At 51.1% G+C, this 15135-nt stretch carries 9 protein-coding genes; 3 read left to right on the top strand and 6 right to left on the bottom strand.

All coding sequences use genetic code 11. The features are described 5' to 3' along the window. Nucleotides 1-500: 500 nt before the first annotated feature. Genes PLIM_RS05560 through PLIM_RS05550 form a run of 3 tightly spaced genes read left to right on the top strand, consistent with a single transcriptional unit; the run spans nucleotide 501 to nucleotide 6219 of the window. Nucleotides 501-2708: a tellurite resistance TerB family protein gene (locus PLIM_RS05560; protein WP_013109346.1), complete on the top strand. Its 2208-nt coding sequence runs from the start codon at nucleotides 501-503 to the stop codon at nucleotides 2706-2708. After that, nucleotides 2705-4045, top strand: a complete 1341-nt coding sequence (locus PLIM_RS05555) for an ATP-binding protein (protein ID WP_013109345.1) — start codon at nucleotides 2705-2707, stop codon at nucleotides 4043-4045. The genes PLIM_RS05560 and PLIM_RS05555 overlap by 4 nt, the downstream gene beginning before the upstream one ends. Continuing rightward, complete coding sequence (locus tag PLIM_RS05550; RefSeq protein WP_013109344.1) at nucleotides 4042-6219, top strand: DEAD/DEAH box helicase; 2178 nt, start codon at nucleotides 4042-4044, stop codon at nucleotides 6217-6219. The genes PLIM_RS05555 and PLIM_RS05550 overlap by 4 nt, the downstream gene beginning before the upstream one ends. A 156-nt stretch (nucleotides 6220-6375) precedes the next feature. Here PLIM_RS05550 and PLIM_RS05545 read toward each other — a convergent pair whose 3' ends face one another. The 6 genes from PLIM_RS05545 to PLIM_RS05520 all read right to left on the bottom strand — a co-directional run bounded on the left by PLIM_RS05545 (nucleotide 6376) and on the right by PLIM_RS05520 (nucleotide 13896). After that, complete coding sequence (locus PLIM_RS05545; RefSeq protein ID WP_148226993.1) at nucleotides 6376-7275, bottom strand: hypothetical protein; 900 nt, start codon at nucleotides 7273-7275, stop codon at nucleotides 6376-6378. 417 nt (nucleotides 7276-7692) lie between these two features. Further along, nucleotides 7693-10170 carry a S8 family peptidase gene (locus tag PLIM_RS05540; RefSeq protein ID WP_013109342.1) on the bottom strand — a complete coding sequence of 826 codons (2478 nt, stop codon included), beginning with the start codon at nucleotides 10168-10170 and terminating at the stop codon, nucleotides 7693-7695. An 18-nt stretch (nucleotides 10171-10188) separates the two neighbouring features. Beyond that, nucleotides 10189-11175 (bottom strand): AAA family ATPase, encoded by a 987-nt coding sequence (locus tag PLIM_RS05535; RefSeq protein WP_013109341.1) that lies wholly within the window; start codon nucleotides 11173-11175, stop codon nucleotides 10189-10191. Nucleotides 11176-11864: 689 nt separating this feature from the next. Then, nucleotides 11865-12308, bottom strand: a complete 444-nt coding sequence (locus PLIM_RS05530) for an IS5 family transposase (RefSeq protein WP_081440341.1) — start codon at nucleotides 12306-12308, stop codon at nucleotides 11865-11867. Continuing rightward, the gene (locus PLIM_RS05525) at nucleotides 12262-12483 is read right to left on the bottom strand and encodes a transposase (protein WP_196349534.1); all 222 of its coding nucleotides are present in this window, start codon (nucleotides 12481-12483) and stop codon (nucleotides 12262-12264) included. The genes PLIM_RS05530 and PLIM_RS05525 overlap by 47 nt, the downstream gene beginning before the upstream one ends. Nucleotides 12484-13200: 717 nt before the next feature. Further along, on the bottom strand, nucleotides 13201-13896 hold the full coding sequence (locus PLIM_RS05520; protein WP_148226991.1) for an ArdC family protein: 696 nt from the start codon (nucleotides 13894-13896) through the stop codon (nucleotides 13201-13203). Between the last annotated feature and the right edge of the window lie 1239 nt (nucleotides 13897-15135).

Genomic DNA, 15135 nt, shown 5'->3' with positions numbered 1-15135 from the left:
ACCGGAACAGGTACTTTAACGAGAGAAATCCAGCTCAAGTGACATTTGTGTCCCTCCAAGTGCGAAGACGGCAATGAACCACCTTTCCTGGCAGCACTGCGGATGTCAGACATCCAATTCATATCCTGAAAATCTTCCAAGTCTACGACGTCTTTGTTTGGGACCGTCAGATGAGTTTCATTTGGATGCGTAAGCAAACTTAGAAACAGATGACACAAAGTGAGTTCGTAACACATCGGTTACTTTTAAACCTCGATCCAAACCCTCACGAGTTCATGTGAAAATCTGATGCCTGCAGAACGATCTATTTTCTGTGCTGAATTCTCCAGGATATTGGTAGAGCCTCAGGTTTGGCGTGAAATCGGTTCCAAACGCTCGATCAGGGAACTCCGTGATGTGAAAAAAATGAAGAACAGATAGTAGAGGACCCATGCACATACTGGTAAATTCATCGCATAATCTCTCTATCGCCAACTTACTTTCTTGAGAAACTGAATTCTATGGAACCGTTCGTCGAACTTTGGAGGCGGGTGACGGGGGCGCAGGCTAAGCAGGAGCAAAAAAGGTCAAGTGGGAGTTCCAGAGAAAACGTCTGGGATTTCGCTAAACGAACCTGGAATCCCAAACCTCAACCACAAGCAAAGTTCTACGATTCAAAAACGAAACTACTGTTTGATCGTGGTCAAGTTGTCAGCCCACTCGTGTATGTGTTTCCGGGAATAGCGGACGCCGCACCGGATGCATCTCTCATCGAAACCGGCTTGCCAGTAGCACCATCAGGGACAGAGGCTGAAGACCTTCCTTATTGGCCGAGTTATCGAGGTTCCTCACCCGCCCAGAGATCGCGTTATCTCGACTGGTTGATTGGTGGCAGGTCTGATCCGGCAATCCCCTTGGGTTACGTTTTTATCTATTTTTATGGCCTCGAACGACGGGTATTGATCGACGGAGCCGACCATACGTCGATCGCAGAGGAACTCATTCGGCTGCTGAAAATCTATTCTTCGTCGCGATCATTTCGACAATACGGCACATCGTTGCTGTGGGCGACCATCTGGCTCAGTTTAAAATCAACATCGGTTACCGGAAAGGTGATGGAGCAAGCGCTCGAAACAGGGTCTTGGAGCGAACAAACTTTGAATACCTGTCTAGCATGCTTTGCAAAAATGCAGGCAGTACTCCCCACTACCCTGGTTCATCGCCTCGTCGAGAACGATGTTCGCACGCCTCGCAGCGTCATCTCACAGCGACATGCGGAACTCCACCGCGATTCGTTCGAACGTGGCCTACGTCAAAAGTATCCGGATGGCTTTCGTTTGCGGACTGGAAGGCGTGACAAGCAATTTGAATACTATCCCGCCAGTGCCACGCTTGGGCGTTTGCAAGATTCTGGCGGTCCCTTGGCGGAGGAGCGAATTCCCAATGTTCTAGGGCTCAACTCACAACTTCAACCATTGATCGATGTCTGTGTACAGACCAACGAAGAGCTCAAAGCCTACGATCGGGCTCATCGAAAGTCTAATGGTAGTGCGATGACGGCCGAGATGTATGAGTCATTGCCCGAACATCTGCGTGGATGGGAACATCCTCACTTCAAAATCTGGCATGCGGTCATGAATCGTCATGTCACGGAAGATGGCTGGACGGTCGTCCCGATAGGAGAGCTCGCCAAGCTCGAAGGAATCTCGGAAAGGAAGAAGCTGACAAAAAGTCAATCAATGGAATTGGCACTGACAGCGACTCACATGCGACTGGCACTCGAACCAGACCCTCGACTCACAGGAAAAGCTTATGATTGGGATCAGCCGGTCAATGTCTTTCCGGCTAGTGAGGAGTTGAGCGAAGACATTGCGTCGTACCATGCGGCAGCAGTCGTAATGGAGTTAGGTGTCGCGATTGCAGCCGCTGATGGTCAGATCGACCCGATCGAACTCGGTCGACTCGGCACCCACCTGGAAACTCAATTTCAACTCTCTGCTCAAGATTCCTTGCGACTGGAATATCTGCGGTATTTGCTAACGAAGTATCCCCCGACAGAATTCTCTGCTGCTCGTACTCTACAAAAAAACCTGACTGTCCCCCAACGGAAGCAAGTGGGTGAATTCCTTGTCGGTATTGCTGCTGCCGATGAGGTGATTGATCCCGCAGAAGTCAAAGCCCTTGGAAAGGCCTATCGAGCGCTGGGATTGGAAACATCAGACCTCAAGCAGCTCCTCCAGTCGATTTCAATACCAGCTCAGGCTGTCGCATCAACCGCCGCGCAAGCTTCGGAGACCTTCCAGCTTGATCTCAATCGTATTAATGCAATTATGACCGAAACAGCTAAAGTAACACAGTTCCTCCGCGATGCCCTACGGGAGGATTTTGAAGTCGATAATGCTGACGTCGAACTTCCCACGCATTCGACAGAATCCGTTTCCGCTTTAATCGTTCCAGTCGCGACTTCTCAAGAAACTCTGGCGGACTCACGCTTTGAAGGACTTTCCTCTCGGCTTGTTCCTTTTGCAAGGTTCCTTATCGCAGAAGAACAATGGCCGCTAAAGTCATTGGAAACAGAGGCTAGGAGTCGCGGTCTCATGCTGGGAGCGGCGATTGAGCAAATCAATGAGTGGGCTTTCGACCGACTGCCTGACGCGTTGCTGATTGAAGATGGCGAGTTCATCGTCGTGCAGCGTGAACTACTTCCACAAGTTAGAGAGACTCCATGACCATCCCTGCCCGAGAACGGACTGCGATCATTCAATCCTTGGCTGCCGGAGTGGTTCCCGGTATTGGTTTGCACCATATTCAGGTAGGCCGCAACGACGAGGTACAAGCTCTCGTGCGGGATCTTGAACAGGTTGGACAAGGTGGTGCGGCTTGCCGCTTCATTATTGGGCGATTTGGCAGTGGAAAGACATTCTTTCTGAACCTACTGCGAACCGTTGCTCTCCAACGGAAGTTTGTGGTGGCCCAAGCAGACATCACGACAGAGCGACGACTGCACGGATCAAATGGCCAAGCAAGATCTCTTTATGCAGAGCTAATCAAGAATCTGTCGACGAGATCCAAGCCCGACGGCGGAGCCTTGCCAAATCTCGTCCAACGCTGGGTTGGTGATGTGGATCATGAGGTGCGCGAAGATGGGGGCGACGATGAGGGCGTCCGCAGAGAACTTCTCAAGCGACTTCAACCGCTGCAGGAACTCGTCAGTGGCTACGACTTTGCCAATGTGATTGTCAAATATTTTGAGGGCTTTTTGACTCATAACGAAGTACAACAGCAAGCTGCATTGCGCTGGTTGCGTGGAGAATACGCCACAAAAACAGAAGCCCGGCAGGACCTTGGAGTCCGCTCCATCATTGAGGATGATTCATTCTATGATTATTTGAAACTCCTTGCTGCATTTGTCCGAATGGCAGGATTTGCAGGGCTGCTCGTCAACGTTGATGAGTTAGTGGTTCTATCACATCGTTTAAACAACACAGTGGCGCGTAACAACAATTACGAAGCGATTCTTCGTATTGTGAATGATTCGCTGCAGGGGCGCGCAAGTGGAATTGGTTTTGTTTTCGCAGGAACACCCGAGTGTCTCGAAGACCGTCGCAGAGGAATTTTCAGCTATGAAGCATTGGCCACACGACTTGCTGCCAATCGCTTTGCTTCGGAAGGATTAAGGGATCTCAATGCGCCTGTCGTCCATTTAGAAAGCCTCACTGCCGAAGATTGTTATGTGCTGCTCGACAATATTCGAAATGTGTTTGACGGTGGCGACCTTGCGAAGCGACTACTTCCCGATGAAGGTATTGTGAGATACTTGGAAGTCTGCCAGCAACGCATGGGATCGTCCTATTTCCAAACGCCGCGTGATACTGTTAAGGATTTTGTGGGCCTAATGCAGGTTCTTCAACAGAATCCCACAGCATCTTGGGAGCAATTGCTCTCGATAAAACAGGCTGAATCTTTTGTCCCCACTACGGACGAGATGAACCTTGATACCGCAAGGGAAGAAAATTCTGAAAATCTGCCAAAAAACTCCGACGACCTAACGACGTTTCGATTATGAAGCACCATCCCGATGAACTTCTCGCCGAACCAATTCGGCGTAGCCTCTGGAGAATGGGCTGGAATAAGCTACGCCCATTGCAGGAACATGCTATTACTGCTGTGATGCAGAGAAAATCAGATTTGATTCTTGCAGCACGGACTGCGGCTGGCAAAACAGAGGCTGCGTTTCTGCCAATCCTTTCAGATGTCTGTACTGCTCCTGTCGGATCTGTCAGAGCTCTCTACATTGGGCCACTCAAAGCACTCATCAATGATCAGTTTCGTCGTCTTGAAGAACTTTGTGAGTATGCAGAAATCCCAGTCCACCGTTGGCATGGAGATGTTTCGGCCGACAAAAAGAAACAACTTGTCACTTGCCCTGGAGGCGTCTTATTAATTACGCCGGAATCACTTGAATCGCTGTTAATTAACCGCAGTACAGCCTTATCTCGAATCTTTCATTCCCTCTCCTTTGTCGTTATTGACGAACTCCATGCGTTGTTGGGAAATGAACGCGGCACGCAACTCCGGAGTCAACTTTACCGGCTTGACCACCACGCAATAACACGGCCTCGAATCCTTGCGCTATCTGCAACGATCGGTGATCTCAAAGCTGCTGCCGAGTGGATCCGACCAGGCGACCAGGACTCTGTCGAGATTATCTGTGATGAAGGTGACGAGAAACGGATTCAGTTTCGTCTGCATGCGTATTCGCAGATATTGGATAAAGACTCAGATCCATCAGATCCTGAGTATGTCTCACCGGAGGATGTCTTTCAGGAACTCTTTGACAATTACCGCGGCTCAAAGAATTTGATTTTCGCGAACAGCAAATCCGTCATTGAATTGACGACTGATCGTCTGAACGAACTTGGGAGAAAAAATTCGACGGGAGAAGAGTTTCTAATCCATCATGGATCAATCTCCAAAGACATTCGCGAAGAGACAGAGCGGCTGATGCAGGGCCAACGCCCTTATACTGCAATTTGTTCTTCAACACTTGAACTAGGGATCGATATTGGAAATGTTCGCGGAGTGGGTCAAATTGGCCCCTGCTGGTCTGTAAGTTCGATGCTGCAGCGGTTGGGCCGGAGTGGACGTCGTGATGGAGAAACTCATCAGCTTCGCATGTTCATCATTGAGAAGCATCCTGGAGCACATAGCGAACTTTCAGATCGTCTCTACCCAGACCTGCTCCAGGGAATTGCGTTGACAGAACTGATGCTTGATCGATGGGTGGAATCTCCTCGCACACGACCATTTGATCTCAGTACGCTCACGCAACAGATTCTCAGTGTTATCGCTGAAAGGGGTGGTATTTTAGCGACGTCACTCTTCGACCAACTTGTTTGCGATGGCGTCTTCAGTTTCATCAACTCCCAGCAATTCGTGACACTTCTAAGGGGACTCGCAAGTCATGATTTGATTGAACAAACACCAGATGGCCTGTTGATACTCGGGTTGTTCGGCGAACGATTTGTTCGTCATTATGAATTCTATGCGGCTTTCATTTCACCTTTAGAATATCGAGTGGTTTCGGGAAGTCGTGTCCTGGGGCGACTCACTAGGGAAAATGTACCACCTCTGGGAGAACATTTGATTCTTGCAGGCCGTCGCTGGCAGGTGGTGAATGTCGATCACGAGAGGGAAGAGGTTCAAGTACAGTCGGCCCGTGGTCGTAAACCCCCAATGTTTTTTAGTAGTGGTGGCGAGATCGCTCATGAGATTCGAGTAAAAATGCGAGAGGTGCTGCAAAGTTCCGCTGTCCCTGTTTATCTGGATTCGTTTGCCGTGAAACTGCTGAATGAAGCTCGTCAAGTTGCAACGGATTCTGGGCTTGCCACATCAGATGTTGTTCCGCTTACCAATGACGTAGTTGAATGGTTTCCCTGGACGGGAACAGCCGTGATGCGAACGCTCCAACTGTTGTTTGAATGGGCGGGCGTCTCAGCAGAACTGCGACCGCGGGGCCTTTCCTTTTCGATTGAATTTTGCGAGGAGAATCGATCCAGCCTGGAGCGAATTCTTCGCCAAACGCCATTCGGATTGGAATTGGCTCAACTGAGCCATCAACTTGTACGACGCAAATGGGATAACTTTATCCCCGAGAGTTTGCTTCAGGAATCGTTTGCCGCAGATTGCCTCGACTTACCTGGCGCACTCAGGTCCCTCAGAACCTTCGTGAGCAATTAGCGGAACTTTCGCAGGCGACTTATTGCTCGTCGCCTCGAAAACCACACTATTATCAACGTCCATAGACCATAGATGATTGACAAAATTCGGCGAATGCATTTTTCATGGTTATCTTCCTATTCTCCACACTTTACCGAACACGCCTGGAAACCATGATCACGTCTGATTTGTTTTCGGTTTCTTGTGCGACTTTCGCGGATCCTTCCAGTCAACTTTGTCCCCCAGCAACGAGCCCTCAAAGAGAGTCTCGCAGATAACGGATAGTGCTTTGAAACATCCAATGAGCCCTCCACAATAAGTTGGTTCCAGAGCAATAGTCATTCCACGCATTGGCCGAGCACCTAGATGCGCCATGAAATCACCATCTAGATCTAAAAGACTGCGGATCTCCTCTTCAGCAATCATTACCTCTGCACCGCGGACCTTTCCCCTGCCTTCACGGAAGAAATAATCAACATCGAGGTCGAAGTAAGTCGGTCGAGATTCTGCTTTCTTGAGATGCTTAAGCAGGTCTCGCACGGTCCTGACGTAATGAATTTCATGCTGGTTTCCATACTGGTCAGTCATTCTACAGCTGTGCTTCTCTCGTTGCTTGTAGAGCACATATACGTTGCCAATCGCATTAAGATACTGTGCTGGAAAAATGTGACCATCATTAAGCGAACGCAGCCCCAGCATGGAATAAGCAATGACGTTGTTCTCACTCATTTGTCGCCGCTGCACAGCGTCTCTTAGACTGGCATGATCGTCAACGTTTTCCACCTCTAAACGTGCGATTAAAGAATGCAATTCGTCGAACACGCAATCGGGCTCACCACCCACGTCATCATGCCAGTCCACCGTCACTAAATCTGGTGCAAGCTGATCCGACCGGAGTGAGCAGCTCCAGTCATTTGTTGTCCAGCAAAGCCAGTAATAGAATGCCATCCGATGGTGATAGATTACAGCCACCTCAATGGCACGATTGTGCTCAGACAATGATGATAAGAATGACGAGTCTCCTGGTGATGGAGCATGCGGCCGATCCAGAAGCCTGCGAAGTAGGACTTCATCCATATTTTGCACGTCACCCTATATTTCGAATGTATTCTTGGTTTAACTCGAATCCAATCACTCTCGGAGTATGCTTTAGGCGGCGAAAGGTGATAATGATCATAATTGAGCAGAGTGACCCTGCTGCTATGGACTCACCCGAGTTTAACGGCACTTCAAACAATACGTCATCGCCGATCTCTTCTCGGCTTAGGAGAGCGTCACCTAAATCAGAAGAGTGAATATTGATTCCTCCCAGTAATTCTCGTCTCGGGAACCTCACGTGTTTCACCATGTTGTACGGAAAAAGTGAGGCCATCAATAATCATATCTGTGACTGGACCGATCGGTTTACCAGTCGCCGTTTTCCACCAACAGAATACTAGAAACGAAAGAAGAACGACTTTGCGGCGCGATCAGAACACGTAAAACTCACGTCCTTCAAGTCGGAATCTCCGTAGCGATACCAGCAGAAATTCGTGAGCTGATTTCATTCGCAATGATGTTATAGAGGTCCACTGTGGTGTCAGAAGTCGAGATACTGACAATCAACGAATAACGGGCTGACTTTTCAACGATGGTGCGATCCTTGCGATAACGCCACCAACCGCTGACAGGATAGACTCCGATTAAGTTTGATAATGCCAGTTGAGCCGCAGTTCCCTCCCAGGCATCCGAGTGAATCGAGCCGCGAACACTGACTGCCTCAGGTCCCAGATCCCAATTTCGATCATCCGAAATTGTTTCAAATGGTCGTTTCTTTTTCCCATTCTCAATCGGCCATTCTGTAGTCGAGAGACGAGCGATCATACGCTCTGGTGTCTCCTGGGGACGACGTACTGAGAACCTCAACCCGTGCGAAGCATACTGATAACGCGCCACATATCCGCGACGGGGAGGGTTGGGTTCAATAAAGTAAGACAAGGTTACTCGCATTCGGACGGGCGTGCTTCCTAACTCTTCCAGCACTTTTCGGGGCAAAGGAAGGTGATGAAAATGCATCTCATGCGTGGCATTGTCACCCGACGTCAACTTGTATGGCTGCAAGTGATCCTGAATCACCATCGTGGCGAATCCTTCTGCCGAACGACGTGCCCGAGTCAGGTTCGGAACCCCCATGCCATAGACTTTCAGTCGTTGCCTACGATCCCGAAACGGAAATTCCTCCAGCATTTGCGGTGTCCACTCCGCCGAGTGGACCATCAAACCTCGGATCGATTCTGGCCAATACGCGGGGTACTCTGCTTGTAATATCGCAGCCATACGTGCCGCCAAAGCGGTTGCAGCACTCGTATTCCGTGTCGTTCCGAGGAGAGCTTGCGTCTTTGTGAGGGAGGCAGTCGTCAGTAGATCCAGGTCTTCAACACTTGTGATAAAACACTGAGCATTGCGAGCGTAGTTACCCCCTTCGAAAACGACATCGGGTTTGTATGGCCCGTTCTCGTTCCAGCAGAGGGATGTGCGACTCGCGGGCGAAAGACTCCCCGGTTTGGCGATCGGCGTGTATCCCTCCAGAGCCACTTCATCCATCCAAGCCATGTTTGTATAAGCGCCAACCGTTAAGGCATTCCAGGCCTGCGCTGGATCTTCCACACTCGATACATGATTCTCTGCCGGGTAGTTCTTACCAATGACTTCTTCACCAAGATTGCCAGCAGAAATAATCACCAATCGTTGCTGTTCATCCAGCGCACCAGCGCAAGCCTGGTCTATGGCGGCTGACCATAATGTCGGACGCCAATGGTCCTCTCCTTCAACGGTCACTGCCAAACAGAATACACGTGAAGAATGAGGAGAGGAGGTTTCCGCCAGTGCCATCGCGCCCACCGTAATTGGTCCATAATCCGGAGGCTCGTTTCGGCCAAAAGGTGGAATGATTTTTACCGATTCGAGACGATGTTTCAGTTCGATTTGCTCACCGTCATAGAGCGGCCCCACAAGGGAACCGAACAGGCATATTCCCGCTAATTCTGTTCCATGACCAGCATGGTCATTAGCCCCCCATTCCTCTCGCCAGGACTGCAAATCTGTGACTGACAGGGAGGCTTCCAGGAGTGGGTGTCCGCGATCCACTCCGGTGTCCAGCAGACAAACTCGCACAGCATCACTAGGAGCGAATTGAGTACGTGACAATAGATCCTGAATGTACTCTGCCTGACTGGCGGGATTGAGACGAGTGAACTCACCCGCCACCAGTTTGGCCCGTCGAAACTCGGCGAGATATTGCAGGAGGCCAGGAAAAGCTTCCCATTGAGTGATCGTTGCATACGCCAGAATCACCAGGCGATCCGGAAAGCGAACTTGCTGTGAGCTGACCAGTATTTTTTGTTCTCCAGCCACGCGGCGAAACCAGGCTTCCACTTCATCACCCGGAGAACTACTCAGCCAGACCTCCCACCAGAGCAAATGATCGCTGACAGGTAATGCGCCTTTTGGTTCAGTCCAGTAATCGGCCAACTCTCCCGCTTCGATGCTTGCCACGCTGGCAGCAAAGTCTTCGTTTTTGGGACGGCCTGTCTCAGAATCCTCGTCCCGGTACTTGCGAAACTTTTTGCCCAGTCCTGCGACTTTGCCGTCTGGAACCGCAACCAGATATTCCTTAGTCGTTCCCTTCTCCCGGACGCTGAGAATGCGAATGCCGCTGCTCTCGTTGCCTGCCAAACTCTGGAGCTTGAGGTCAAAGTCCGATCCCTCGCTGAACCGCATTGGGATGAATTGCAGGCCTTCCCGAATCGGTTCTGATTGTTGGCGTGCCTGTGCGTTACGCTCGGCACGCTCCAGATCCTGAAGCAGCTTCTCACCATGAGTGGCTCGGTCGGGATAAGGAAGACTTTTGCGATCGCCACCACCAGGAGGAGGAGTCGTATAGCCTCGTGAAGTGCGAGTGCCTGTTAACGTAAAATGTCGATAATCCGGCATGGCCCTTTGATATCTCTCCTACCTCACGGAGCGTTTGCGTTCCTGGCGTAAGCGAATTGCACGCTGAACATCTTCTCTGGCAATTTTTCGTCGATCATCCAGGACAGCCACTTTCGCCGCCTCATCACAGGCACGGCAAATCTCTGCATGGCTAAGTCCTTGAGCTTGGCTTGCCATTTCTCGCAATTCTTTGTTGTCAATCTTGAAGGCTGCCAAGCGATTGGCGATCAAATCCCGGAGTTCTATTTCGGTCGGCAGTTGATACCTAATCACATCGTCAAACCGCCGGAACAATGCTTCATCCAAGATCTCTTCCAGATTGGTTGCAGCCACAATCAGGCTGTCCGAGTCGTCCTGCTCCAGAAATTGCAGGAAGGAGTTCAACACGCGACGGATTTCTCCCACATCATTACTACCAGCTCGCATCGAGCCAATCGCATCGAATTCATCGAACAGGTAGACCCCACGCGTATGCCGCATCGCCTCAAAGACCGCAAAGAGCTTGGCGGCGGTCTCTCCCATGTACTTTGTGATGAGCGAATGTAGCTGCACTGTGAAGTGCGGTAGCTTCAACTCTCCTGCCAGAGCCCACGAAGTCATCGTCTTACCGACGCCCGGAGGACCAACCAACAGCAGTTTCCGGCGGGCAGAGAGTCCATATTCTCGTAGTTTTCCCTGCTGACAATATTCACGGATGACCAACTCCAGCGACTCTCGCTGTTCCGGAGCCAGTACCATCTCCGCCAGCTTCGTGTGGGGATACGTCGCGGAAAGCAGTGTCGCCAATTCTCCGGTCGGACGAGTGATCGGAACCGATTCTCCCAGGCTGGAGGATCGCTGCTTTCCCTTAATTTCGTCGACGAGCTTCTTGATTTCTAACGCAAATTTACCTTTACCCGTTCGCGCTTCATGCGCAGCAATCTGCAACGCGACTGAGACGAACATTTCACTGTCCGCCTCGCTATAGCTTTGCAACAGGGCTTTGAGTTGTTGTGCCGTGGCCATCGTGGCCAACTCCATCATTTAGTGATCAATCAATTCCGCGAGCACTCCTTCAGCCGCGTCCTGCACGAGGAGAGGTGCCACCTTCATCGGACAATCGGCCATTCGTCTATTCTCAAGAACTGCTTTGCACGCTTCAGGGCGCTCGCATGGCTTCGCTCATGGAGTGCTTCCGCTTTAAAGTCCACACCGAGCCACTGGGACGATCCGGTATTCTCCCTGACCTGGCGTCAACCGGAAATGGAGTCGCTGGCAAAAACTCACCACAGCTTCCATTTCCCATGCACCAAGATTGTTGGCTAGTGCCATGACCCGAAATTCTCCAGCGCGCGACCGTGCAGGCAGAACCTCCCAGAGTATCGGACTTTCAGTGCCGAAAGTGAAGCGGGATGACGACAGTGATCCTCAAAAATAGCCTGGCTTGCTCAAAAAAAGACTTAACTGTGCCACAGTGGCAGGAACAGGAGGTGGTTGTCAGCTCGCCGTCAGATCTGAAATGAGCCTTAAACTCCTGTGGAATTCGAATAGAAAGTCTCTGACGGCAATCAGAATGTTTGACTGCGATTGCTTCGGAAGCCAGATTGGGACCCGACACTACGCGTCGACGATGTCACCCCAAACACCTAACTTCTGACCAACATGGCGCTGCGACCTATGGTAAGTCGAAATGGCTTGGCCAAACGGACAACAAGTCAGAGGAAGCCCGCGAAGTTCGCGGCTTTCTTATCATTACGGGTGCCGATACGTCGAAAGCGTTTCAGGGCTCCGAAAAACCTCTTGATCACGTTCCGATGCCGGTAGCGTTCCTTGATGCACCGCTTTCTCGCCTTCCGGTTTGCCTTCGGTTTGATACACGCCTGTGCCCAGATCCGCTTCACACGCAGCCGGTTCGCGTCGCTGTCGTAGGATGCGTCTGCCAAGACATGATTCGCACAAAGACCTTCCAGCAGCTTTTCTCCCACAGGGGCATCGCCTGCATGGCCGGGAGTCAGTATCAACTTGAGAAGGCGGCCTCGACCATCCACAGCGGCGTGAACTTTCGTCGTCAATCCACCGCGACTGCGTCCCGGGCAGCGTCGTTCATCGGCCTCAACTTTTTTCCTTGGCCTGACGGCGCCCTGTCGCGGCGACGGGATGGGCTTTGGCCGTCGTCGAATCGATCTGAACTTCTTCCAGTTCTGGATCTTGCAGAGCCTGGGCAATCTTCTGCCATGTTCCTCTCAGGCACCAGCGGTTATACCGCCTCCAAACCAAGTTATGTAAACCAAATCGCTCGGGGAGATCTGCCCATGAAATCCCAGATTTGAGCACGAAAATCACTCACTCGACAAAGAGTCGATTGTCGGCCGCCGTACGACCGGGATCACAGGCTTTGCCGGGGCAGAGTGGTTCGATGCGCTTCCAAAGCTCTTCCGAAAGTGCGTATCGCTTGAGCATAGTCCCTTTTCCTTGAGTAGACTTATACTCGCTTAACCAGCTCATCACCTGCAAGATCGAATGTCCATACGGCCTAGCACCTTACGAAGCGTCTCGACAACATGTTTCCACCCGCCGAACCAGCTTGGGCTGTGCTACCCTTGACCACGAAATGTCTTTGTTCAATTCGAAGCTGAAAGGTGGAGGTCCAGGTGGCGTGTATTCCATTTTGGACCTCGAATTGTGAATCAATCGATTCACCTCAGCCAATTGCAGCTTACTTAGCAGCAATTTGGCAGCACAAAACTATTCCCCAAGATCGAAAGTTTCCGGAGTTGAGTTAGAAAAGCATCAGCATTCAGCATGAGCCATCTCTGTCGCAGTCTCATGGCCGACTTCAGATTCAAGCTCTGCGATGATTTCGGTTGCGACATGACGAACGAGTTCCAGCGACTGCACGAGAACTTTGTCGTCCCCATTCCAGATCTGGATGTAGTCAGACGCCCGTGTTGAACATTCAAGCCAAACGGAACGACAGACCACATAAGCGACTGCTTCTGCTTCTGTCTCGCGAATGACCTTCGTTGTTTCGCTTCGTCTATCACCGCGATGCTAAAGTTCCTGTGCCAGATAGTGAACAAGCGTATAGAACTTCTGCGGTGCCGGAAGCGTTGAAACAACTTGCACCATTCCTCCGAGTGAAACTCCATTGGCTCCGCCAGGTAGTGAATCCACGAATTCGACGTCGATCCCTCTTTCTGTGGTGATATCGACCAAGCGGTCAATTTTGTCACCGGGATCTCCACCAAGGTGCGCGAACTCTGGAAGTTCCTTGCCCTCGGTCTGTTGAACGTCGAATACATACGCGACGCGGAATCCACATAAGGTTGAGGTTCGTGTTTCGGACGGTTCCTCCCCTACTTCTGCCGAATCACTCTCCTTGTCTTTGCGAGAAACCATAGGAGCGAGGATCGCAATCCCCTTCTCATCTTTCTTCACCCAACGTCCCAACTGCTTCCAGCGATGGAGACCCGCCACCATACTGGCATCTGGCCGTTGCACACCAATCAGAATGCAATTCCCAAAGGAATACCGATGGAAGCGACTGAGCGTATCGAGGTACTTGAGCAACGTGTCGATCTTGCCATGCTTCAATGCTTCAGCCAGTTCCTTCAACGCATCATCACTTTTTTCAATGCTTCTTCTCGATTCATGAATGCCTCCAAGGTGCCGAGCCGACTGACTAGTCGTGAAACGGATTGATTGAGGCCCGTCGGCGGCCCAGCTTTTGGCAACGCGGTCAGTCAAGTTTGCTTCTTCGCGGGAACCGCGAAGAAGCAAACGCTCTACTGAGCGTTGGACCTTGACCACGCGTTAAGCTGGAAAAAGCCGCAGAAGGGAAAACAATGGAAAACCTTTGGATGCACGCCACCGGTCTCCACTGGCTGGCTCGTAAGCCGTCCAATGGAAACGGTGGGCATAGGTCTTCTGCCCGTTTGGAGATTGCCAAACGGCAATCGAAGGTGAGAGATCGGTGGTGCGTGAAACCGAAGAAAAGAACCTCTCACTGTTCGGTCGATGCAATTAGCGTGCACCGGCCCTTTCTCGTCGTCGTCCGGATTTTGGTTCAGAGCTTGAGGGCAACGTTTGAGGCTGCTCCTTAGGCTCTTCAGTTCGTTCCGATTGCTGATAGATCCATGTGTGGACCATGTCTGCAACTTTGCTGACGAGTGGCAGTTCATCGCGACCGAAGGACGTGCTGGTTTCCCAGTTACCTCCTTCGACCTTGTAGAGCCGAGCGATGCTCACGCTGTAACGTGTTCCCGCGTCCGTCTCATTTCTCTAAATTGCTGCCTTCACCTTTCCGAGTCGAATTTCGTGAACAGGCTTTTGATTCGCCATGCTGTGCCCCATTTCTGTATCTGAGGAATGACAAACCTTACCTTTCACGCAGCACCGTTTCTCTCGGTCAAAGGACGTCTCCATCGTTTCACCGAGAACGAAAACGGGCTTCTAATCTCCGTTATGCGGACCGTTCGGAAAACGTGACATAAGCAGAAGAATAAATTGCAGACGGAATAAACCCTTGATTTGACGGGGGAGATTCCGCCAACAGTTAAGCGGCGGCGTAGCCTCCTTGGGCTTTTTACCGGTGGAGCCCACTATTGGCGAATTCCAGTTTTCTTGAGTAGAGAAAATGGCTGTGGCAGGCTCAGTTGTACTCGGTGAAGCGGAGGCAGGCTCTGCTGGGAAGCAACCTCGCCAAGGAATAACCGAGTCGAAGCGTCGAAGTGACGTGGGGGCGGATCTGGTGATTTCAATCCCAGATCCGCCTAGTCTTTCCCGAGGTTCTTCTGACGGTTCTGCCGCGCGGTCCGGCCACCATCTCGACCGCACTTCCCCCAAATGCCCTAAAGTCAACGTGAACCTGCTTGCGTTGGACGTTTAACGGGACAATTGCAGCTTCCCTCGGCTTATTCCAAGTCGAATTGTCGTGTGTTATTCTGGACTGCTCATCCAGTAGGGCGATTGACACGTTTTTGGCAG

It is taken from the genome of Planctopirus limnophila DSM 3776, assembly GCF_000092105.1.
Taxonomy (GTDB): Bacteria; Planctomycetota; Planctomycetia; order Planctomycetales; family Planctomycetaceae; genus Planctopirus; species Planctopirus limnophila.
The sequence above is the reverse complement of the archived record's forward strand: the minus strand, read 5'-3'. Positions and strand labels throughout refer to the sequence as shown.

Coding starts and splice junctions, on each gene's coding strand:
- PLIM_RS05560 (WP_013109346.1), top strand. CDS start 501: ATGGAACCGTTCGTCGAACTTTGGAGGCGGGTGACGGGGGCGCAGGCT.
- PLIM_RS05555 (WP_013109345.1), top strand. CDS start 2,705: ATGACCATCCCTGCCCGAGAACGGACTGCGATCATTCAATCCTTGGCT.
- PLIM_RS05550 (WP_013109344.1), top strand. CDS start 4,042: ATGAAGCACCATCCCGATGAACTTCTCGCCGAACCAATTCGGCGTAGC.
- PLIM_RS05545 (WP_148226993.1), bottom strand. CDS start 7,275: ATGGATGAAGTCCTACTTCGCAGGCTTCTGGATCGGCCGCATGCTCCA.
- PLIM_RS05540 (WP_013109342.1), bottom strand. CDS start 10,170: ATGCCGGATTATCGACATTTTACGTTAACAGGCACTCGCACTTCACGA.
- PLIM_RS05535 (WP_013109341.1), bottom strand. CDS start 11,175: ATGGCCACGGCACAACAACTCAAAGCCCTGTTGCAAAGCTATAGCGAG.